The sequence below is a fragment of the Sinorhizobium fredii genome, from assembly GCF_002944405.1.
Lineage (GTDB): Bacteria > Pseudomonadota > Alphaproteobacteria > Rhizobiales > Rhizobiaceae > Sinorhizobium > Sinorhizobium fredii_C.
The window spans coordinates 1,100,499-1,120,580 of sequence record NZ_CP024307.1 but is presented as its reverse complement, the minus strand read 5'-3'; the positions used below and the strand labels follow the sequence as shown (position 1 = coordinate 1,120,580).

Below are 20,082 nucleotides of genomic sequence, written 5' to 3'. Positions count from 1 at the left end.
GAACTTACCTCCAAACGGGCAGAGATAGCAAGGACATGCCCCACGTGTCGGCGCTAGGGTTCACACATCCGAAACACCTCGCGTCTGGAGGAACAAGACCATGGTTGCGCTGACACTCGATCGCGGTTCCGACTCGCCCGTATCCGGCTATGCCGGTGCCTTCGTCACGGTGTTGATCTGGGCGGGCTGGATCCTCGCCACGCGGCACACCGCCGCGACCAGCCTCGGCACCATCGACCTCGGCCTCATCCGTTATGGGATACCGGCGCTCGTCCTTGCACCGGTCTGGCTGAAAACGGGTCTCGTGCCGAAAGGCCTGTCGCCGGCGCTTCTGGCGCTGATGGTCGCCGGATCGGGGGCCCTGTTCTTCCAAGTGGCGGCCTTCGCCATCCACGCGACGCCGGCGGCCTCGGTCGGCGTGCTGCTCGGCGGTTCGATGCCGCTCGCGACGGCAATTATCGGCGTGACGCTGTTTCGGGAGCGGCCGGATCGCATGCGCATCCTCGGCTTTGCGGCGATCATCCTCGGCATGGCGATCCTGCTAACCCGCAGCCTCGGCGCCTCGGACAGCTGGACCGGGTGGCTGCTGCTGCCTGCCGCCGCGGCGCTCTGGGCGACCTATACGCACGCCTTCCGGCGGACGGGTCTGAGCCCCCTCCAAGGCGGCGCGCTGATCGCCGTCTGGTCGTTCCTCATCCATCTCGCTCTGGCGCTCGTCTTTGGCAGCACGCTCGCGACCGTGCCGGCGCACGAGATCGGCCTGCAGGTGATCAGCCAAGGGGTTCTTTCAGGGCTCATCGCCACGCTTGCCTACGGCCTCGCCGTCCGGCGCCTCGGCGGCACGCAGGCGGCGGCCTTCACGGCCCTGACGCCGGTGCTCGCAATGATCGGCGGCGGCTTGCTGCTTCAGGAGGCGATTGGTCCCTTCGAGATTGCCGCCGCGGTCGTCACCGCCACGGGCGTCGCGCTCTCGACCGGTATGCTCTCCGCCAGGCACGAATAGCCGGAACAAGCAAGCGGCCCGGGACGATGAGTCCCGGGCCGCTGTTCTTTTCCGCAATAACAGTCCAGTGTCAGCCGTGGACGATTTCACGGTGCCGCTGCAGGCGGCGGCCATAGGCCTGGCTGACGCGGTCGAAGATGATGGCGATGCCGACGATGGCAAGGCCATTGAAGATGCCGAGGGTGAAGTACTGATTCGCGATCGCCTTCAGCACCGGCTGGCCGAGGCCTTGGACGCCGATCATGGACGCGATGACGACCATGGCGAGCGCCATCATGATCGTCTGGTTGATGCCGGCCATGATGGTCGGCAGCGCCAGAGGCATCTGCACGTTCTTGAGCTTCTGCCAGCTCGACGAGCCGAAGGCGTCGGCCGCTTCCAGGACGTCCTTGTCGACCAGCCGGATGCCGAGATTGGTCAACCGGATCATCGGCGGAATGGCGTAGATGACGACGGCGATCAGGCCGGGGACCTTGCCGATCCCCAGCAGCATCACCACGGGGATCAGGTAAACGAAACTCGGCATCGTCTGCATCACGTCGAGCACCGGATTGACGACGTTCTGCACCCGATCGGAGCGCGACATGAGAATGCCGAGCGGAATGCCGATTGCGATGGACAGCACCGTACAGACGAAGATCATCGAGATCGTCTTCATTGTGTCGTCCCACATGTCGAAGTAGCCGATCAGCAGCAGGGTGCCGACGCAGCCGGCAACGACCTTCCAGTTGCGGCTGGCGAACCAGGCGATCACCGCAATCAGCAGCAGGATGATCGGCCAGGGTGTGCGCGTCATGAAGCGCTCGGACTGGATCAGGAAGAACTGCAACGGCTCGAAGAACGTCTCGATGGCCTCGCCATAGGTACGCGTAAACGTGCGGAAGCCTTCGTCGATCACCTTCTTGAGTTCTCGAAGGCTATCGTCATTCATATGCGGAAATTTGGTCAGCCATTCCATGGCGATTCCCCTTTGCAATCGTTCAGGCGGCATGTCGTTATTTTTCTTGGCAGCCGCCGACCTTCAAACCACACTGCGCTGTAACCACTGACGCTGCGCAATCTTATTCTCAAACCGACATGCCGTGAACGAATTCCTGCATGCGGGAAAGAAAAACGGCGCGCCTTTTATGCGCGCCGTTCGTTGGCCAGAGTGTCGATCAGAGGGCCGCCTTGACCTTCTCGGCGACTTCCGGCGAGACCCACTTGGTCCAGACATCCGGATTTTCTTCGAGGAAATGCTTAGCGCCCTCCTCGCCGCTCGCCTGATTGTCCGTCATCCAGGCCATCAGCTTGTTGACGGTGTCGTTCTGCCAGGCGCGGGTCTTGAGATAATCCATCACCGGACCGGCACGGTCAGCGAAGGATTTGGTGACGAGCGTCTGGACCTTGTCCTTCGGCCAGTCGTTCTTCTTCGGGTCCGGGCAGTCGGCAACCGTGTTGCAGCGCTTCCATTCGGCCGGATCAGCCGGCACGCCATGGTCGAGCTTGACCATCTCGTATTTGCCGAGCAGCGCCGTCGGGGCCCAGTAGTAGCCGACCCAGCCCTGCTTGCGCTCGTAGGCCTTGGCGATCGAGCCGTCGAGGCCGGCGGCAGAGCCGGGATCGACGAGCGTGAAGCCGGCGGCCTCCGCACCATAGGCCTTGTAGAGTTGCGTCGTCACGACAGTGCCGCCCCAGCCCTGCGGGCCGTTGAAGACGGCGCCCTTGCTCGGATCTTCCGGATCCGGGAAAAGCTCCTTGTGCTTCAGCACGTCATCGATCGTCTTGATGTCCGGATTGGCGTCGACGATGTATTTCGGAACCCACCAGCCCTGTACGCCGCCGTCAGAAAGCGCGAGCGCCGCACCGACGAGCTTGCCTTCCTGCAGACCGCGGTTGACCACGTCCGGCAGCAGGTCGACCCAGCCTTCCGGAGCGATGTCCGGCTCGCCCTTCTCGATCATCGACGTGATCGTCGGCACGGTATCGCCAACAACCAGTTCGGCGTTGCAGCCATAACCTTCCGTCAGAATGAACTTGTCCACGTTCGCCAGTACTTCGGCGCTCTGCCAGTTCATGTTGGCGATCGTCACATCGCCGCATTCCTGCGCCGATGCGGCGCTGCCAAGTCCGAGGAGGCCAACGGCCAGACACGTCGTTGCAAGTAGTTTCTTCATCTCGTTTCCCTCTGTTCTGACGGTGCACCCGTGACGAACTGCCAGCCTCACCGCGGCAGCGGACAGCATGTGGATCGGACCTTCGTCCAGTCCAGTCTCGTTGCCATCAATCCAATACTCCCGATCGACGGTACATGTCATTGCTATCGAGTCTCTAGGGGAAACGCTTGCCCATTTGCGTCAGCAATCACGCTCATGGTATTTTTTCATGAAGTTATACAATTGAAGGCCTTAGCGGCGACATTTCAACTGTGAGCCGAGGCACAAGGCGCGGCCAGGCACGCCAAGAAACGCTTCTCGGATGCGGCTTGGCCGCTATTTTTCAGGCGGAGGCCCGTGCGGCCCCGGCTCACAACATTTACATGTTGGGGTAGACGGGGCCTTCGCCCCCTTGCGGCGGCACCCAGTTGATGTTCTGGTTCGGGTCCTTGATGTCGCAGGTCTTGCAGTGCACGCAGTTCTGGGCGTTGATGACGAAGGTCGGATTGCCGTCCTTTTCCACCCATTCGTAGACGCCGGCCGGACAGTAGCGGCTCGACGGGCCGGCATAGACGCCGTATTCGGAGCGCTTCTGCAGCTCCAGGTCCTTGACCTGCAGGTGGATCGGCTGGTCCTCCTCGTGATTGGTGTTCGACAGGAACACCGAGGAGAGCCGGTCGAAGGTCAAGACCCCATCCGGCTTCGGATAGTCGATCTTCTGATGCTTGGCGGCCGGCTCGAGGCTCTGTGCGTCCGTCTTGCCGTGCTTCAGGGTGCCGAAGAAGGAGAAGCCGAACAGCGTGTTCGTCCACATATCGAGACCGCCGAGCGCTACGCCGATCGCCGTGCCGAATTTCGACCACAGCGGCTTGACGTTCCGCACCTTCTTCAGGTCCTGGCCGATGGCGCTGTCGCGCCAGCCGCGCTCGATCTCGATCGGCTCGTCATTGGCGCGGCCGGCGGCGATCGCCGCCGCCAGCTTCTCGGCCGCGAGGATACCCGACAAGACGGCATTGTGGCTGCCCTTGATGCGCGGCACGTTGACGAAGCCGGCCGAACAGCCGATCAGCGCGCCGCCGGGGAAGGAGAGCTTCGGCACCGACTGGTAGCCGCCCTCGGTGATCGCACGGGCGCCGTAGGACAGACGTTTGCCGCCCTCGAAAGTGCCGCGGATCGCCGGATGCGTCTTGAAGCGCTGGAACTCCTCGAAGGGGTAGAGATACGGGTTCTTGTAGTTGAGGTGCACGACGAAGCCGACGGCGACGAGGTTGTCCTCGAGGTGATAGAGGAAGGAGCCGCCGCCGGTCTTCATGCCGAGCGGCCAGCCGAAGGAGTGCTGCACGAGACCCGGCTTATGGTTCTCCGGCTTCACCTCCCAGAGCTCCTTCAGGCCAATGCCGAATTTCGGCACGTCGCGGCCCTCGTCGAGCCGGTACTTGGCGATCAGCTGCTTGGCGAGCGAGCCCCGCACCCCCTCGCCGATCAGCGTGTATTTGCCGAGAAGCGCCATGCCGCGGGCAAAGTTCGGCCCCGGCTCGCCGGAGCGTCCGATGCCCATGTCGCCAGTGGCAACTCCGATCACCGCGCCCTCTTCGTTGTAGAGCACTTCGGTTGCGGCAAAGCCCGGATAGATCTCGACGCCGAGCGCCTCGGCATGCGCCGCCAGCCAGCGACAGACATTGCCCAGCGAGACGACATAGTTGCCGTGATTGTTCATCAGCGGCGGCATCAGGAAATTGGGCAGGCGGATCGACCCCGCCGGGCCCAGGAAGAGGAACTGGTCGTCCGTGACCTCCGTCTTGAACGGATGGTCCGGCTCGTCGCGCCAGCCGGGCAACAGCCGGTCGATGCCGATCGGGTCGACGACGGCCCCGGAAAGGATATGGGCGCCGACTTCCGCGCCCTTTTCGAGCACCACGACCGACAGCTCCGGATCGACCTGCTTCAGCCGGATCGCCGCGGCAAGCCCGGCCGGACCGGCGCCGACGACCACCACGTCGAATTCCATGCTCTCGCGCTCGGGGAGGTCTTGTGGCTCGTTCATTGTCGCGTTCTCCAGTCTTGCCGTTCTCCGCCGGCTCCGTCCCAGTCAAATCATCCCGTCATGACAAATGCCGCAAACCTTGTCGAGCCGGGATGCGACAGACTGTCTCTGCATTTGCGCATGAGTTCATGAGTTTAGCACAGTCCCTTATATTACTTTAACGTAAACGTAAATCAACAACCGATGAATAACCGCCGTCAGCTTGATTTTGTAGCTCCCGCGTGCAACGAGGCGCGCCCCTTTACGTCGCAAGGAGACAGCCATGGCCACGGCCCTCGGCCTCGATTTCGGAACGACCAACTCCGTCCTGGCCCTGGCGCAGGGTGCCTCGACGCGCTCTCTTTTCGTCGACAGCCCCGCTGGACGGTTCGACACCACGCGAACGGCTCTCTCCTTTCTGAAGCAGGGCCATGCATCCTTGAAGGTCGAAGCGGGCCAGGCGGCGATCCGCGAATTCATCGACAATCCCGGCGAATGCCGTTTTCTGCAGTCGATCAAGACCTTTGCCGCCAGCGCACTCTTTCAAGGCACACTCGTCTTCGCCAAGCGCCAGGAGTTCGAGGACCTGATGTACAGCTTCCTGGCCCGGCTCAGGGACTATGCCGGCGACGACTGGAACGGGGCGTTGCAGCGCCTCGTCGTCGGGCGTCCGGTGCAGTTTGCCGGCGCAAGTCCGGACGAAAAGCTGGCGATCGAACGGTATGGCCGCGCCCTCGCGCGCTTCGATTTTCCGGAAATCCACTACGTCTATGAACCGGTGGCGGCCGCCTTCTACTTCGCCCGCAAGCTGGAGAGCGATGCGACGGTGCTCGTCGCCGACTTCGGCGGCGGCACGACGGACTATTCGATCATCCGTTTCGCAAGCCGCGGCGGACGGCTGAGCGCCACGCCGGTCGGACATTCCGGCGTCGGCGTTGCCGGCGATCACTTCGATTTCCGCATCATTGACAACATCGTCGCGCCGCTGATCGGAAAGGGGAGTCTGTTCAAGAGCTTCGACAAGCTGCTTGAAGTCCCGTCGAGCTATTACGCCAATTTCGGCCGCTGGAACCAGTTGTCGATCTTCAAGACGCTCAGGGACTTTGCGGAGCTGAAGAAGCTCGTCCGCACGAGCCTCGAGCCGGAGAAACTGGCGGCATTCGTCGATCTGATCGAGCATGACGAAGGCTACCCGCTCTATCAGGCGGTCTCGGCAACCAAAATGCGACTGTCGCAAGAAGAGGAAACCGAGTTCTTCTTCGCGCCGCTGGGCGAGCGCTCGCGAAGAATCGTTCGGCGCAAGGATTTCGAGGCCTGGATTGCCCCCGACCTCGCCCGCATCGATGCGGCCCTCGACGAGGTACTGGCAACGACGGCGACTGCGCCGGCCGACATCGACAGGATTTTTCTGACCGGTGGCACCTCCTTCGTGCCGGCCGTCCGGCGGCTTTTCGACGATCGCTTCGGCCCCGAGCGAATCGAAAGCGGCGGCGAGCTCCTGTCGATCGCCCACGGGCTTGCGCTGATCGGCGAGCGGGAGGACATCACAGCTTGGACGATCGCCGCGTAAATATCCTCCGGATGCTGGACCACAGTCGCCGATCTGATAAGTTCCGCCGATGATTTCGGCCAACGACCTTTCCCCTTCGGAACTCGCCGCGCTTCTTGCTTTCCATGCGGAGGCGGGTGTCGAGTGGCTGCTTGAAGACGCGCCCGTCGACCGGCTGGCGGAGTTCGAGGCGCTGAAAGCCAAGCGCGCCGGCGCGCGAGCTGCGCCGCAAAGCCGGCAGCCGGAAGCGTCAGAAGCGCAGAGGGGCCGGGGACAGCCGGCGACGCCCGGCAGCGCCCTGGGTACTCTTCCGAGCGGCCCGGCAAGCGTTCCGCCGACGGTCGCGATCCCTGACGAGCAGGCGGTCAGCGAGGCGCGATTCGCCGCGGAGAGCGCGCGATCGCTTGCCGAACTTCGCACGGCGATGGAGTCCTTCACCGGCTGCAACCTCAAGAACAGCGCCCGAAACCTCGTTTTCGCGGACGGTGACCCCGCCTCGGGCATCATGGTGATCGGGCCGATGCCCTATGCGGAAGACGACCGGGACGCCCAGCCGTTTTCCGGCAAGCACGGTGATATGCTCGAGCGGATGCTTTCCGGCATCGGCCTTTCACGGACCGGCGTTCTGCTCAGCAACGTGGTTCCCTGGCGGCCGCCCGGAAACCGCGTGCCAAGCGGTCGGGAGGCCGACATCTGCCGCCCCTTCATCGAACGGCAGATTGCGCTCGCCGAGCCGAGGCACTTGCTTCTCCTCGGCAATTTCACGGCCCGCTTCTTCTTCGGCACCAACGAGACGATCCATCAGACGAGGGGGCAATGGCGCGAGCTTTCCGCCGGCGGCCACCTCGTTCCGGCGCTGGCTACACTGCATCCGCAGGATCTTATCACCGCGCCCGTCAACAAGCGTTTCGCTTGGCTTGACCTGCTCTCCTTCAAGGCGCGGATCATGGGCTGACCGGCCGCGCCCGACAGGTGAAGGAAATATGAACAAAGCCATGCAATTTGCGCATGTCAGCGCCGCGTTTTAATGCGTTGCAAAATCGATGTTGCATCGCAATATGAAAGCACGGGAGGTATGGATTAAGGAACTGAACCATGAGTCCCCGTTTTCGCCCGATCCACAGCAGCTTTGAGACGCTCCGTCAGGCCCGCGTCGCTGTGCGGTCGCCGTATAACAGCTTCGGCAAGGTTGCCAACGAACAGATGACGGCAATCGGCCTCGCGCGCACGACGCGCCACCCGGCCCAGATCTACGCCGATTTCATTCAGCGCTGACCAATCGCTGCAGCGCCGACCATCGCGTCCGGCGCTCGCCCGAACGAAGATCACTACCATGTCTATCAGCAGCCTGCTCGATACGATTTCCGACATCGGCACCGCCGTGCGCACCTCGCGCGAGTTCAGCAGGATGAGCACGATCAGGGACAGCCGCCGCGCGCACCGTGTGGCGGTGAGCCCGTTGCTGCCCAACTGAGACCGCGCCGTCTCGGTAACAATCGACAGAGCGGTGACCTCCAAACCTTTCCAAGATCGCCTTCCAGCGACGACCGTCGGCGCCTCGTATCGTAGCGGCAGGAGCAATGGCTCCGTTCAGCCCTGCGGCGTAACGTGTTTGCGCGCCCCCTTTCGCTCGAGCCCCAGCCGGTGCTCGCGGAAGATGATGAAGATGCCGGCGCCGACGACGATCGCGGTGCCGAGCAGCATGGTTGCCGTCGGTACGTCGCCGAAGAGGAAATAGCCGATGACGATGCCGAGCACGATCGAGGTATATTCGAAGGGGGCGATCGTCGACATGTCGGCGTGGCGATAGCTCTCCGTCAACAGAATCTGGGCGACGCCGCCGCAGAAACCGGCGAGCATCAGGAGCAGGAAGGATGTCCAGGATATCGCCGACCAGCCGAAGGGAAGCGTTGCCAGGGAAAACACCGCGGCGGAAAGCGAGAAGTAGAGCACGATCGTATGGGTGCGCTCCGTCTGCACGAGCCGGCGCACAAGCACCATCGCGACCGCGCCGAGTGTCGCCGAAAGCAGCACGGCGACGGCGCCCAGCGCCTTGGACGAGCCGAATCCTCCTTCGTCGAACAAAGTCACGCTCGGCCAAGTGATGATCAGCACGCCGACGAGGCCGATAACCACCGCGGACCAGCGATAGAGCCGGACGATTTCGCCGAGAAAGAGAGCGGCGAAGGCAACCGCCAAGAGCGGCATCGCGTAGCCGATCGCGATCGCCTCGGGGAGCGGCAGGTGCACGAGGCCGTAGAAACCGCAACTCATCGACAGAATGCCGACGAAGCCGCGCACCACATGCCCCGCGACATTGTTGGTCCGGAAGGCGTCGCGCAACTGGCCGCGGCAGGCCAGAAAGCCGAGAATCGGCACCATGGCGAAGGCGGATCTATAGAAGGTGATCTGGCCGGTGGCGATCCCGCTGCCGGCCGCCTTGATGCAGGTCGCCATGCAAACGAAGACGATGACGGACAGGACCTTGAGCAGAATCCCCTTCATGGGGTTGTGAATATCGGCATCCATGAGGGCGTTTCGAGATGTCATCCGGCGGACCGGGCGGGAAGGACGGACACGGCGCAGACCGCGGGAGGATGGCACCACTCTAGCTGCACGGCGCGGCATGTTGGATCAATTTTCTTGATGGGCGCGGCATTTTCGTGATGGCTTTCGCGCTCCCGCACTGCTTCGTCCTATGCTTTAGCGAACGCGAAAAAATCTTGTGGGATTTAGTTCTTGTTAGTGCCGTTTCGTTAAACCTGCGATCGGGGCGGGGAATCAAACGTGTTTGCTTCCGAAGTGCGGTCGACGGCATTGCAAGCACAAAATCTCGCCTCTTGGCCTTTTCACCATCACAGGCGCCCTCTAACTTAGGAACGGAAGGCGCAAGCGGGACTGACCATGCGGACAAATACTGGCCAGATCATTCATCTGGAAGACTACCGGCCGACCGACTTCGTTCTCGAAAGAGTGGACCTGACCTTCGAACTTGACCCCAAGGAGACGAAGGTAGAGGCGCGGCTCATCTTCCACCGACGCGAAGGCGTCGACGCTTCCGCCCCGCTGGTCCTCGACGGCGACGAACTGACCATGACCGGCCTGTTGCTCGACCAGGAAGAAGTCCCGGCGACGCTCTACGATGTGGCCGGCGACACGCTGACGATCCGCGGCCTGCCCGAGACCGCCCCCTTCGAAATCACCGTGACGACGCTCTTGTCTCCGGAGACGAACACGAAGCTGATGGGTCTTTACCGCACCAACAACGTCTACTGCACGCAGTGCGAGGCGGAAGGCTTCCGCCGCATCACCTATTTCCCCGACCGGCCCGACGTGCTCGCCGTCTATACGGTCAACATCATCGCCGACAAGACGACCGCCCCCCTTCTCCTTTCGAACGGCAACTATCTCGGCGGCGCCGACCTGGGTGACGGACGTCACTTCGCCGCCTGGTTCGATCCGCATCCGAAGCCGAGCTATCTCTTCGCGCTCGTCGCCGGCGATCTCGGCGTGGTCGAGGACAAGTTCACGACGGCATCCGGCCGCGAAGTGGCGTTGATGATTTATGTCGAGCACGGCAAGGAGCCGCGCGCGGCTTACGCGATGGACGCCCTCAAGCGCTCGATGAAATGGGACGAGGAGGTCTTCGGCCGCGAGTACGACCTCGACATCTTCATGATCGTCGCCGTCTCCGACTTCAACATGGGCGCCATGGAGAACAAGGGGCTCAACGTCTTCAACGACAAATACGTCCTCGCCGATCCGGAAACGGCGACCGACACGGACTACGCCAATATCGAGGCGATCATCGCCCACGAATATTTTCACAACTGGACGGGCAACCGCATTACCTGCCGCGACTGGTTTCAGCTCTGCCTGAAGGAAGGGCTGACGGTCTATCGCGATCACGAGTTTTCGGCCGACATGCGCTCGCGCGCCGTCAAGCGCATTGCCGAGGTGCGACACCTGAAGTCCGAACAGTTTCCCGAGGATGCCGGCCCGCTCGCCCATCCGGTGCGCCCGACGCAATATCGCGAGATCAACAATTTCTACACGACGACCGTCTATGAGAAGGGCTCCGAGGTCACGCGCATGATTGCGACCCTTCTCGGACGCGACCTCTTCAAGAAGGGCATGGACCTCTATTTCGACCGCCATGACGGCCAGGCAGTGACGATCGAGGACTTCATCGCCTGCTTCGAGGCCGCGGGCGGGCGCGATCTCACCCAGTTTTCGCTCTGGTATCATCAGGCGGGAACGCCGCTGATCACCGCCTCCGGTTCCTATGACGCGGCGAAGCAGATCTACACCCTGTCGCTCGAACAGGCGGTGCCTGCGACACCGGGTCAAAGCGCCAAGAAGCCGATGCATATCCCACTTCGCGTTGGGCTCCTGCTTGAAGACGGCAGCGAGGCTAAGCCTGCAGCCGTCTCCGGCGCCGATGTCACTGGCGACGTCTTGCATCTGACGGAGCGCAAGCAGACCGTCGTCTTCGCCGGCATTCCGACCCGGCCCGTGCCGTCCTTCAATCGCGGCTTCTCTGCGCCGGTAAACCTGCACATCGAGCAGAGCGCGAAGGACCGCGCCCTCATCGCACGCCACGAGGTCGACCTCTTCGCCCGGTGGCAGGCGCTGAATGCCATGGCGCTCGACAATCTGGCCAAAGCAGCGGCGCAGGCGCGAAACGGCCAGCCGATCGCCTCCGATACCGCCCTCATCGGCGGGCTGCTGGCCGCGGCGGGTGACGAAGGGCTGGAGCCGGCATTCCGCGCACAGGTCCTGTCGCTGCCGAGCGAAGCCGACATCGCCCGGGAGATCGGCCGCGACAACGATCCGGACGCTATCCAGGAGGGTCGCCAGGCGATCCTTTCCGCCGTCGCCGCATCCGGCAACGAGATTTTCACGCGATTGCTCGGCGAGATGGCACTTTCCGGCCCGTTCCGGCCCGACGCAGCGAGCGCCGGCCGGCGGGCGCTGCGCAACGCCGCCCTCTCCTATCTCGTCTATGGGGACGATCAGCCGGAGAAGGCCGTGAGCGCGTTCCGTTCCGCCAACAACATGACAGATCTCAGCCAGGCGCTGACGCTGCTCGCCCACCGTTTTCCGGATGCGCAAGAAACGCTCGATGCGCTCACCACGTTCAAGAACCGCTTCGCGAACAATGCGCTGGTGATCGACAAATGGTTCGCCATCCAGGCGACGATCCCCGGCGCCTCGACGCTCGAGCGGGTCAAGGCGCTGATGTCCGATCCGCACTTCACCCCGAGCAACCCGAACCGCGTACGCTCGCTCATAGGCACCTTCGCCTTCTCCAACCCGACGGGCTTCAACCGTGCGGATGGCGAAGGCTACCGCTTCCTCGCACGCCAGATCCTCGACATCGATCCCCGCAATCCGCAACTTGCGGCACGGATCCTGACATCGATGCGCTCCTGGCGGTCGCTGGAGCAGGTGCGCGCCAAGCATGCCGAGGAGGCGCTCAAGGAAATCGCCGGCGCCTCCAATCTTTCCGTCGATGTCAGCGACATCGTCGACCGGATGCTGAGCGACGGCAGCGTGGCGTGATATCGCCGCGGCCTCGGCCGGGCCTACTGCACCTCTCCTAAGCCGGGCCGATTCGAGGAAAGAGCCTCAATTCAAAGGGCTACGGCGACTTCTGAGCGTCGGATAAGACATTCGGCGTCCCAGGCGCTATGACTTTCCAACGATGAAAATTGGTTAACAAATCTTTACCTGCGCCTCTAGACAAGGCGAATCGCCCTGTGATTCATTGAGTCAGATTCGGGCGGGCGGCGTACCGAATCACCAAAGCGTCGCGATTTCCGATGACGCTTCGGTTTAAGAGGATCACAGCGTCCCTTCGCATCCACATGCGGGACGCTCTCGAGGACGGCAGAAATTGGGAAAGATTGCGGACGCGCGACGGGGAGGCGCAGCCGACGGGCGGTTGCGACTCAAGTTTCCGGGCTTTTTCGGCCTGGAACGGGAGCTCATCGACAAGGCGAGGCTCTTTGTCGAACCGGCGTCACGTCGGCTCGCCCGGGCCGAGCCCATTCTGAAGCGGTCAATTCCCGTCCTCATTATCGCTTTCCTGCTGATCGTGGCCATTTCGCGCATGTCGGGCATCATGGATGAGCATGCCCGGATGGAGGCCAGTTCGCGCCGGAGCGTCAGCCTGGCGGCGACCGCGGCGACGGCGGCGTTCCAGGCGGATGGATCGGAGCTCTTCGGCGAGGGGCAGCGATGGGAGGCCGAACGGCGGCTCGCCGAATATCTGCCCGCCGAACTCCTCGACAGCGGCATGTTCCTACTGACGGTTCGCCGGGACGGCCGCATCTTCGCGAGCACGCAGGCGGGGGCACATTTCATCGGCCGCACGCTTACCTCGATCGCCCCGGACGTGGCGTCGCTGCAATATTTCGGCGAAGGCGAAGGCGCTGTGAAGGCGACCATCGACGGCGTCGAACATCTGGTCGCCCTGATGCAGGTGCCGGCTTCCGCGGGTGTCGTGCTGGCGGCAACGCCGGTCGCCCAGTTCGAAGCGGCCTGGCGCGACGATGTCTCGCTGAACGTCACGCTGTTTGCCGGCATTTCGGCAATCCTGCTCGTCGTGCTTTACGCCTACTATATTCAGGCCAAGCGCGCCCGCGACGCCGATTCCGTATTCGCCGAATCGAACCTGCGCGTCGAAACCGCACTGTCGCGCGGCCGCTGCGGACTTTGGGATTTCGACCTCGCCAACCGTCGCCTGTTCTGGTCTCGCTCCATGTACGAGATGCTCGGCATGCCCGGCGACAGCAGCGTCTTGTCGTTCGGCGACGCGGCCCGGCTGATGCACCCGGAGGATCGCGGCGTCTACCGGGTGGCGCGGGCGATCGCCAAGGGCAGCGAGCGCCAGATCGACCAGGTGTTCCGCATGCGCCACGCGGATGGCCATTACGTTTGGCTTCGGGCGCGCGCCCAAATCATCCGCACGGTTTCCGGGCGCACCCACCTCATCGGCATCGCCATGGACGTGACCGAGCAGCACCGGCTCGCCCAGCGCTATGCGGAAGCCGACCAGCGCCTGACGGATGCCATCGAGTGCACGTCGGAAGCCTTCGTGCTGTGGGACAAGCACGACCGGCTGGTCATGTGCAACACCCACTATCAGCAGGCCTATCAGCTGCCGGATCATGTCCTCGTGCCCGGCACCGAACGGGCAGTGGTGCACGCGGCCGCGGCGAGACCGGTGATCGAGCGGCGCGTCGCCGATCCGGACCGCAGCAATCATTCGCAGACGAGCGAAGTGCAGCTCGCCGACGAGCGCTGGCTGCAGATCAACGATCGACGCACGCGCGACGGCGGCCTCGTCTCGGTCGGCACCGATATCACGCTGCTCAAGCGGCATCAGGTGCGGCTGCGCGAATCCGAGCGGCGGCTGATGGCGACGATCGGCGATCTTTCGGCCTCGCGCATCACGCTCGAACGGCAGAAGGAGGAGCTTTCCGTCGCCAACGCCAATTACCAGGCGGAAAAGGAACGGGCCGAGGCGGCAAACCGGGCAAAATCCGAGTTCCTCGCCAACATGTCGCATGAGCTGCGCACGCCGCTCAACGCCATTCTCGGCTTTTCCGAGATCCTGCAGAACCAGATGTTCGGGCCGCTCGGCTCGGAGAAGTACCACGAATATTCCCGCGATATCTATGAAAGCGGCAGACATCTGCTCAACGTCATCAACGACATACTCGACATGTCGAAGATCGAGGCCGGTCACATGCGTATTACGCGCGAAAGGATCGATCTTGCGCCGCTGATCGAGGAAACGCTTCGCTTCACCACCATACCGGCGCAGCAGAAGAACATCCGCGTCGTCCAGGAGGTGTCCTCGGGCCTGACGATGTTCGCCGATCGTCGCGCGATGAAACAGGTGCTCCTCAACCTTTTATCAAATGCGGTCAAGTTCACCAATGAGGGTGGCCGCATTTCACTCAGGGCCCGCAAGGTTCGCGGCGCGGTGACGCTGACGATCGCCGATTCCGGCATCGGCATTCCGAGGCACGCGCTGGAAAAGATCGGCCATCCCTTCGAACAGGTGCAGAGCCAGTATGCCAAGAGCAAGGGCGGCTCCGGCTTGGGGCTGGCCATCTCCCGGTCGCTCACGCGCCTGCACGGGGGACGGATGAAGATCCATTCCGCCGAAAACGTCGGCACGATCATATCCGTGCGGATCCCGGACCTCGCCTGAACCCAGCCGGGGCCGCCGGCTCAGCCCGCAAGGACCGACTGGAAGATGCCGCGCACCGCCTTGGAAAAGCGGCGTATGTCAGCCTCGAGATGCTTGAGGTCCGGGTAATCGCCTGCCCGGCAAACGAGATCGACAAGGCCGGCGGGGGCGTCCTTGGGGTCGAAATCGCCGTCGATACAGAGCCGCACGATCTGCGAGACCTCGGTAAAGAGCGCCAGCGCCTCGACGGCCATGTCGAGATCGTTTGCATCCATCAGGGCGGCGCCGAGCCCCTTCAGCGCCTCCATCGTCTGCGTTCCGGCAGGCGGCGGTAGCTCGCCCTTTGCCGGCGCCACAAGCGCCAAATATTGCGCAATGAATTCGATATCGACGAGGCCGCCGGGGATGAGCTTGAAGTCCCAGATGTCGTTCGGCGGCTTTTCCTTGTCGATGAGATCGCGCATCTCCTCGACGTCCTTGCGGATCTTGGCGATATCTCGCTTCTGCGACAGGACCTCGGCGAAGATCGCCTCCGCTTCGCCGATCAGGCTTTTGTCGCCGCAGATGCATCGGGCGCGGGTCAGCGCCAGATGTTCCCAGGTCCAGGCCTCCTCACGCTGATATTTGGCAAAGGCGGTAATGCGGGTCGCAACCGGGCCCTTGTTGCCCGAGGGCCTCAGCCGCATGTCGACATTGTAGAGGACGCCCTCGGCGGTCGGGGCTGAAAGAGCCGCGATCAGCCGCTGCGTCAGGCGCGTGAAATAGCGTGCCGGGTCGAGCGGCTTGGCGCCCTCGGATTGGTAGGCGTTGGCGTCATAGTCATAGAGCAGGATGAGGTCGACGTCGGAACCGGCAGTCAACTCGTGGCTGCCGAGCTTTCCCATGCCGACGACGGCGACCCGGCCACCCGGGAAATCGCCGTGGGCGGAGCGAACCTCTGCCAGAACCGCCTCCAGCGCAGCGGCGATGATCAGGTCGGCAAGATCGGTGAAGGCCCTGCCCGCCTGCAGGCCGGAGATCGTGCCGGTCAGCAACCGGATGCCGATCAGAAAGCGCTGCTCGGCGGCGATGATGCGCAGGCGGTCCAGCACCTCTTCGTAGTGGTGGGCGCCGGCGACGAAGCTGGCGATCCGCGGTGCCAGATAATCTCGCGTCGGCAGTTCGGCGAGCAGGCCCGGGTCCAGCATGCCGTCGAAGACATGGGGCCTGGCGGCGATGATATCCGCCAGGCGCGGCGCCGAGGACATGATATTGACGATCAGCGACAACAGGCCCGGATTACTGCCGAGCAGCGAGAAAAGCTGGATGCCGGCAGGGAGGCCGGAGAGGAACTGGTCGAAGCGCAGCAATGCCTCATCGGCGCGCCGGCTCTCGCCGAAGACGCGCAGAAGCTCCGGCGTCAATTCCGTCAGGCGTTCGCGTGCCTCGACCGATTGGGTCGCCCGATAGCGCCCGTAGTGCCAGGTGCGAATAATACGGGCGATGTCGGAAGGACGCTGGAAACCCAGCCGTTTCAGCGTTTTGAGCGTGTCCGGGTCATCCTGCTGACCGGTGAAGACCAGATTGCCGGTCTCTGCAGAGAGTCTCGCTTCCTGTTCGAAAAGCTGGGCGTAGCGTCGCTCGACCGTCCGCAGCACCCGGGAAAACTCCCTGGAGAAGGACGCCGTATCTTCGAAGCCGAGCATCGACGCGATGCGCCTCAGTTCCGCCTCGCTCTCGGGCACCAGATGGGTCTGCTCGTCATGCACCATCTGGATCCGGTGCTCGACGTCACGAAGGAACCAATAGGCATCGATCAGTTCATGCGCCGTGGCGCGATCGATCCAGCCGGCCTCGGCCAGCACATGCAGCATCGCCTCGGTTTCGCGCAGCCGCAGCGCAGGCGTCCGGCCGCCGGCAATCAGTTGCTGGGTCTGCACGAAAAACTCGATCTCGCGGATGCCGCCGCGGCCAAGCTTGACGTTGTGGCCCTTCACGGCGATCTCGCCGTGGCCCTTGTGCGCGTGGATCTGACGCTTGATCGAGTGAATGTCGGCGATCGCCGCATAATCCAGGTACTTCCGGAAGACGAAGGGCGTCAGTTCCTTGAGGAAACGCTCGCCGGCCGGAAGGTCGCCGGCGATCGGGCGCGCCTTGATAAAAGCAGCCCGCTCCCAGTTCTGCCCCCTGCTCTCATAATAAAGCATCGCCGCCTCGACGGGGATTGCGAGCGGCGTCGAGCCGGGATCGGGCCGAAGCCGGAGGTCCGTGCGGAACACGTAGCCGTCGCCGGTCCGCTCCTGCAGGATGCGGATCAGCCTTCGCAAGAGCCGCGCGAAGACCTCCGTCGCCTCATCGCGGCTGACGAGGATGCCGGACTGCGGATCATAGAAGATCACGAGGTCGATGTCGGAGGAATAGTTGAGCTCGCACGCCCCGAGCTTGCCCATGCCGAGCACGACGACGCCCGAGCCGAGGCTCGGCGCCGAGGCATCCGGGAGGACGAACTTGCCGCTCTCATGCGCGCCGAGCAGCAGGTGATCGATCGTCGCCGATACCGCGGCGCCGGCGAACTCGCTCAGCCAGCGCGTCGTTTCGCGGCCATCAAACAGCCGCGAGAGATCGGCAAGTGCGACGGCGAAGGCAACCTCCCGCCTTGCCCGCCGCAGCCGCGCCATGATTTCCCCGTCCGGCAGGGCCTTGCCTGCCGCCCCGCTTTGCCATGCCAGCCGCGCCGCATCGATGCGGCTTCGCAGAAATCCAGGCAAGCTCTCGCTCAGCAGCGCCTCGACAATGGCAGGGCTGCTTGCGCCGGTATCGCGAAGGAAAGGCGAGAGTGCGAAAGCGGCGAGGATCAAGTGCTTGAGCGGCGTATCGGACGCCACCAGCTTGGCGATGGCCTCGCTTCCCTTCGCTATGTCCTTCAGCACCGAAAGAGCGACCTTCGCGTCGGCCTGGCTCGCCGGGCGGATCGGCACCACCTCGATATCGGACAACCGCTTTTCGGTCGCGTCCACCATCGGTCTTCTCCTCCCCTTCGGATCGTCGGAAGTCGATCGCTCCAACCGGCAATTGCCGTGACCGGTGTATCAGGTCGTGCCGGCGGGGAAAACCATGCGAACCGTCAGGCCCCTTCCATCTGGCTCCGTCGCCGAGAGATCCAATGCGCCATGGTGCATCTCCATCACCGCCTCGACAAGCGAAAGGCCGAGACCGGTGCCGGGTTTGGTGCGGCTCTCGTCCAGCCGCACGAAGCGCTTGACCACTTCGCCGCGCATATTTTCCGGGACGCCGGGACCCTGATCGGCGACCGTCAGGGCGACATTGGCGCCGCTCTTCTTCATCTCGACCCGGATGAGCGGATTTTCCGCCCCTTCCGCATATTTGATCGCGTTGTCGATCAGGTTCCCGAGCGCCTGGCCGATCAGTTCGCGGTTGCCTGTAACAACGACGCCCGGCTCGATGTCCGCTTCCAGGCGCAGGGCAGCTTCCTCGGCGACCGGCTCGTAAAGCTCTACGCAATCCTCGACGATGCCGGACAAGGCGACATCGCTCATCTCAGCGATGGCGGAGCCCGCCTCCACGCGCGAAATCATCAGCAATGCATTGAAGGTTCGGATCAGTTGGTCGGATTCGCCGATGATTTCCTCGAGCGCGCCGTTCTGGTTGCCACCTTCCTTGCTGGCAAGCGCCGCTTCGGCCTTGTTGCGCAGCCGCGTCAGAGGCGTCTTGAGGTCGTGGGCGATATTGTCGGAAACCTGTTTCAGGCCCTCGTTGAGCTTCTCGATCCGCCCCAGCATCGCGTTCAGCGATTCCGACAGACGGTCGAATTCATCGCCCGATCCGCTCGTCGGCAGCCGTTGTGAAAGGTCTCCGGCCATGATCTTGGTGCTTGCCTCCGACATCCGGTCGATGCGCCTCAAGGCGTTGCGACCAATGCCGAACCAGATGATCAGTGCGCCGAGCCCCATGATGCCGAGCGCCACCACCAGGGCCTGGCGGACGAGAACGCGAAACTTTTCCGGTTCCTGCAAATCGCGGCCGACGAGGATGCGCAGGCCGTTGTCGAGCATGAGGACCTGGGCGAGCGCGACGTGGTTGCCGGTGCGGCTTTCGTCGGTGAAACGCCGGTAGTGAAAGGGCTCCGATGTCCAGCCCTCGTTGTCGAGCAGGCCCGGCTCGAGGCCGGCGACATTGCCGGCAAGGATCTCCCCGCTCGGCCCCGCAATGACATAGAGGTTGGCGCCCGGTTGACGGGCCCGACGCTCCAGCGAGCGGAGCAGCCCGTTGACGCCGGCACGCTCGTAGATGTCTTCGATCTGGGCCGCCTCGACGGCAATCCCTTCACGCGTCTGCTGCTGCAGGAGACGCTCGGACATGCCGGTGACGTAGAAGACGAGGAAGACGGCGCAAAGGGAGAAGAGGACGAGATAGAGCGCGGAGAGCCGGACCGCGGTCGTCCTGAACAGAACGCCGACTTTGCTCATGCGTCAGCGGTCCGATCGTCCTTGATCATGTAGCCGGCGCCGCGAACGGTTCTCAGCAACGGTGGATCGAAATCCTTCTCGATCTTGGAGCGCAAGCGGGAGACGTGCACATCGATCACATTGGTCTGCGGATCGAAGTGATAGTCCCAGACATTCTCGAGCAGCATGGTTCGCGTCACCACCTGCCCGGCATTCTTCATCAGATATTCAAGCAGCCGGAACTCGCGCGGCTGCAGCGGGATTTCCTTGCCCTGGCGGCGGACCGAATGGGAGAGCCGGTCCAGTTCCAGGTCGCCGACGCGGTAGACCATGTCCTGGTCCGGCGCTCCCTTGCGCCGGCCGAGCACCTCGACACGCGCCAGGAGCTCGCTGAAGGCATAGGGTTTGGGGAGGTAATCGTCGCCACCGGCGCGTAGTCCCGTCACCCGGTCGTCCACCTGGCCGAGGGCGGAGAGAATGAGCACCGGCGTATGGATGCCCCGGCGCCTCAACTCGGTGATCAACGACAGGCCGTCCCGACGCGGCAGCATGCGGTCGACGACGAGCACGTCGTAGGCGTTCTCGCTCGCCATGAACAGGCCGCTTTCGCCGTCGCTGGCGTGGTCGGAAACGATGCCCGCTTCGCGGAACGCCTTCGCCAGATAGGCGGCCGCCTCGAGGTCATCTTCAACTATCAGAATCTTCATACGGGTGACCATAG

General features: G+C 63.4%; 14 protein-coding genes. 7 read left to right on the top strand and 7 right to left on the bottom strand.

Annotated elements, in window-relative coordinates:
* The first annotated feature begins 100 nt into the window (after window positions 1–100).
* Window positions 101–1,003 carry a DMT family transporter gene (locus NXT3_RS05385; protein WP_104838902.1) on the top strand — a complete coding sequence of 301 codons (903 nt, stop codon included), beginning with the start codon at window positions 101–103 and terminating at the stop codon, window positions 1,001–1,003.
* Window positions 1,004–1,073: 70 nt separating this feature from the next.
* On the opposite strand, the gene NXT3_RS05380 is transcribed toward NXT3_RS05385, so the two are convergent.
* The 3 genes from NXT3_RS05380 to NXT3_RS05370 form a co-directional block, all read right to left on the bottom strand.
* A complete protein-coding gene (locus NXT3_RS05380; RefSeq protein WP_037413626.1) occupies window positions 1,074–1,961 on the bottom strand; it encodes an ABC transporter permease in 888 nt (295 codons plus the stop codon).
* A 199-nt stretch (window positions 1,962–2,160) separates the two neighbouring features.
* Complete coding sequence (locus NXT3_RS05375) at window positions 2,161–3,159, bottom strand: ABC transporter substrate-binding protein (RefSeq protein WP_037413624.1); 999 nt, start codon at window positions 3,157–3,159, stop codon at window positions 2,161–2,163.
* A 358-nt stretch (window positions 3,160–3,517) separates the two neighbouring features.
* Complete coding sequence (locus tag NXT3_RS05370; protein ID WP_104838901.1) at window positions 3,518–5,182, bottom strand: electron transfer flavoprotein-ubiquinone oxidoreductase; 1,665 nt, start codon at window positions 5,180–5,182, stop codon at window positions 3,518–3,520.
* 262 nt (window positions 5,183–5,444) lie between these two features.
* On the opposite strand from NXT3_RS05370, the gene NXT3_RS05365 reads away from it, so the two are divergent.
* The 4 genes from NXT3_RS05365 (at window position 5,445) to NXT3_RS05350 (ending at window position 8,184) form a co-directional block, all read left to right on the top strand.
* Window positions 5,445–6,731, top strand: a complete 1,287-nt coding sequence (locus NXT3_RS05365; protein ID WP_104838900.1) for an Hsp70 family protein — start codon at window positions 5,445–5,447, stop codon at window positions 6,729–6,731.
* A 49-nt stretch (window positions 6,732–6,780) separates the two neighbouring features.
* Complete coding sequence (locus tag NXT3_RS05360) at window positions 6,781–7,665, top strand: uracil-DNA glycosylase (protein ID WP_097526232.1); 885 nt, start codon at window positions 6,781–6,783, stop codon at window positions 7,663–7,665.
* Window positions 7,666–7,805: 140 nt separating this feature from the next.
* Window positions 7,806–7,985, top strand: coding sequence for a hypothetical protein (locus tag NXT3_RS05355; RefSeq protein WP_104838899.1), 180 nt, complete (start codon window positions 7,806–7,808; stop codon window positions 7,983–7,985).
* Window positions 7,986–8,043: 58 nt separating this feature from the next.
* A complete protein-coding gene (locus NXT3_RS05350; RefSeq protein ID WP_083853839.1) occupies window positions 8,044–8,184 on the top strand; it encodes a hypothetical protein in 141 nt (46 codons plus the stop codon).
* Between the two features lie 116 nt (window positions 8,185–8,300).
* Here NXT3_RS05350 and NXT3_RS05345 read toward each other — a convergent pair whose 3' ends face one another.
* Window positions 8,301–9,239 carry a DMT family transporter gene (locus NXT3_RS05345; protein WP_037413612.1) on the bottom strand — a complete coding sequence of 313 codons (939 nt, stop codon included), beginning with the start codon at window positions 9,237–9,239 and terminating at the stop codon, window positions 8,301–8,303.
* Window positions 9,240–9,614: 375 nt separating this feature from the next.
* Between NXT3_RS05345 and pepN the strand changes: the two genes are divergently transcribed.
* Window positions 9,615–12,275 carry an aminopeptidase N gene (gene pepN, locus NXT3_RS05340; RefSeq protein ID WP_104838898.1) on the top strand — a complete coding sequence of 887 codons (2,661 nt, stop codon included), beginning with the start codon at window positions 9,615–9,617 and terminating at the stop codon, window positions 12,273–12,275.
* Between the two features lie 334 nt (window positions 12,276–12,609).
* On the top strand, window positions 12,610–14,937 hold the full coding sequence (locus tag NXT3_RS05335) for an ATP-binding protein (RefSeq protein ID WP_037413609.1): 2,328 nt from the start codon (window positions 12,610–12,612) through the stop codon (window positions 14,935–14,937).
* Window positions 14,938–14,957: 20 nt separating this feature from the next.
* Here NXT3_RS05335 and NXT3_RS05330 read toward each other — a convergent pair whose 3' ends face one another.
* From NXT3_RS05330 to NXT3_RS05320, 3 genes are all read right to left on the bottom strand, one after another.
* Window positions 14,958–17,915, bottom strand: a complete 2,958-nt coding sequence (locus NXT3_RS05330; protein ID WP_104838897.1) for a bifunctional [glutamine synthetase] adenylyltransferase/[glutamine synthetase]-adenylyl-L-tyrosine phosphorylase — start codon at window positions 17,913–17,915, stop codon at window positions 14,958–14,960.
* Between the two features lie 69 nt (window positions 17,916–17,984).
* Window positions 17,985–19,382, bottom strand: a complete 1,398-nt coding sequence (locus NXT3_RS05325; RefSeq protein ID WP_104838896.1) for a sensor histidine kinase — start codon at window positions 19,380–19,382, stop codon at window positions 17,985–17,987.
* A complete protein-coding gene (locus NXT3_RS05320) occupies window positions 19,379–20,080 on the bottom strand; it encodes a response regulator transcription factor (protein WP_037413603.1) in 702 nt (233 codons plus the stop codon). Before NXT3_RS05320 ends, NXT3_RS05325 begins: the two co-directional genes overlap by 4 nt.
* Between the last annotated feature and the right edge of the window lie 2 nt (window positions 20,081–20,082).

What these genes read in the sequence shown, in the direction of transcription:
- NXT3_RS05385 (WP_104838902.1), top strand. Translation starts at nt 101, where the DNA reads ATGGTTGCGCTGACACTCGATCGCGGTTCCGACTCGCCCGTATCCGGC.
- NXT3_RS05380 (WP_037413626.1), bottom strand. Translation starts at nt 1,961, where the DNA reads ATGGAATGGCTGACCAAATTTCCGCATATGAATGACGATAGCCTTCGA.
- NXT3_RS05375 (WP_037413624.1), bottom strand. Translation starts at nt 3,159, where the DNA reads ATGAAGAAACTACTTGCAACGACGTGTCTGGCCGTTGGCCTCCTCGGA.
- NXT3_RS05370 (WP_104838901.1), bottom strand. Translation starts at nt 5,182, where the DNA reads ATGAACGAGCCACAAGACCTCCCCGAGCGCGAGAGCATGGAATTCGAC.
- NXT3_RS05365 (WP_104838900.1), top strand. Translation starts at nt 5,445, where the DNA reads ATGGCCACGGCCCTCGGCCTCGATTTCGGAACGACCAACTCCGTCCTG.
- NXT3_RS05360 (WP_097526232.1), top strand. Translation starts at nt 6,781, where the DNA reads ATGATTTCGGCCAACGACCTTTCCCCTTCGGAACTCGCCGCGCTTCTT.
- NXT3_RS05355 (WP_104838899.1), top strand. Translation starts at nt 7,806, where the DNA reads ATGAGTCCCCGTTTTCGCCCGATCCACAGCAGCTTTGAGACGCTCCGT.
- NXT3_RS05350 (WP_083853839.1), top strand. Translation starts at nt 8,044, where the DNA reads ATGTCTATCAGCAGCCTGCTCGATACGATTTCCGACATCGGCACCGCC.
- NXT3_RS05345 (WP_037413612.1), bottom strand. Translation starts at nt 9,239, where the DNA reads ATGGATGCCGATATTCACAACCCCATGAAGGGGATTCTGCTCAAGGTC.
- pepN (WP_104838898.1), top strand. Translation starts at nt 9,615, where the DNA reads ATGCGGACAAATACTGGCCAGATCATTCATCTGGAAGACTACCGGCCG.
- NXT3_RS05330 (WP_104838897.1), bottom strand. Translation starts at nt 17,915, where the DNA reads ATGGTGGACGCGACCGAAAAGCGGTTGTCCGATATCGAGGTGGTGCCG.
- NXT3_RS05325 (WP_104838896.1), bottom strand. Translation starts at nt 19,382, where the DNA reads ATGAGCAAAGTCGGCGTTCTGTTCAGGACGACCGCGGTCCGGCTCTCC.
- NXT3_RS05320 (WP_037413603.1), bottom strand. Translation starts at nt 20,080, where the DNA reads ATGGTCACCCGTATGAAGATTCTGATAGTTGAAGATGACCTCGAGGCG.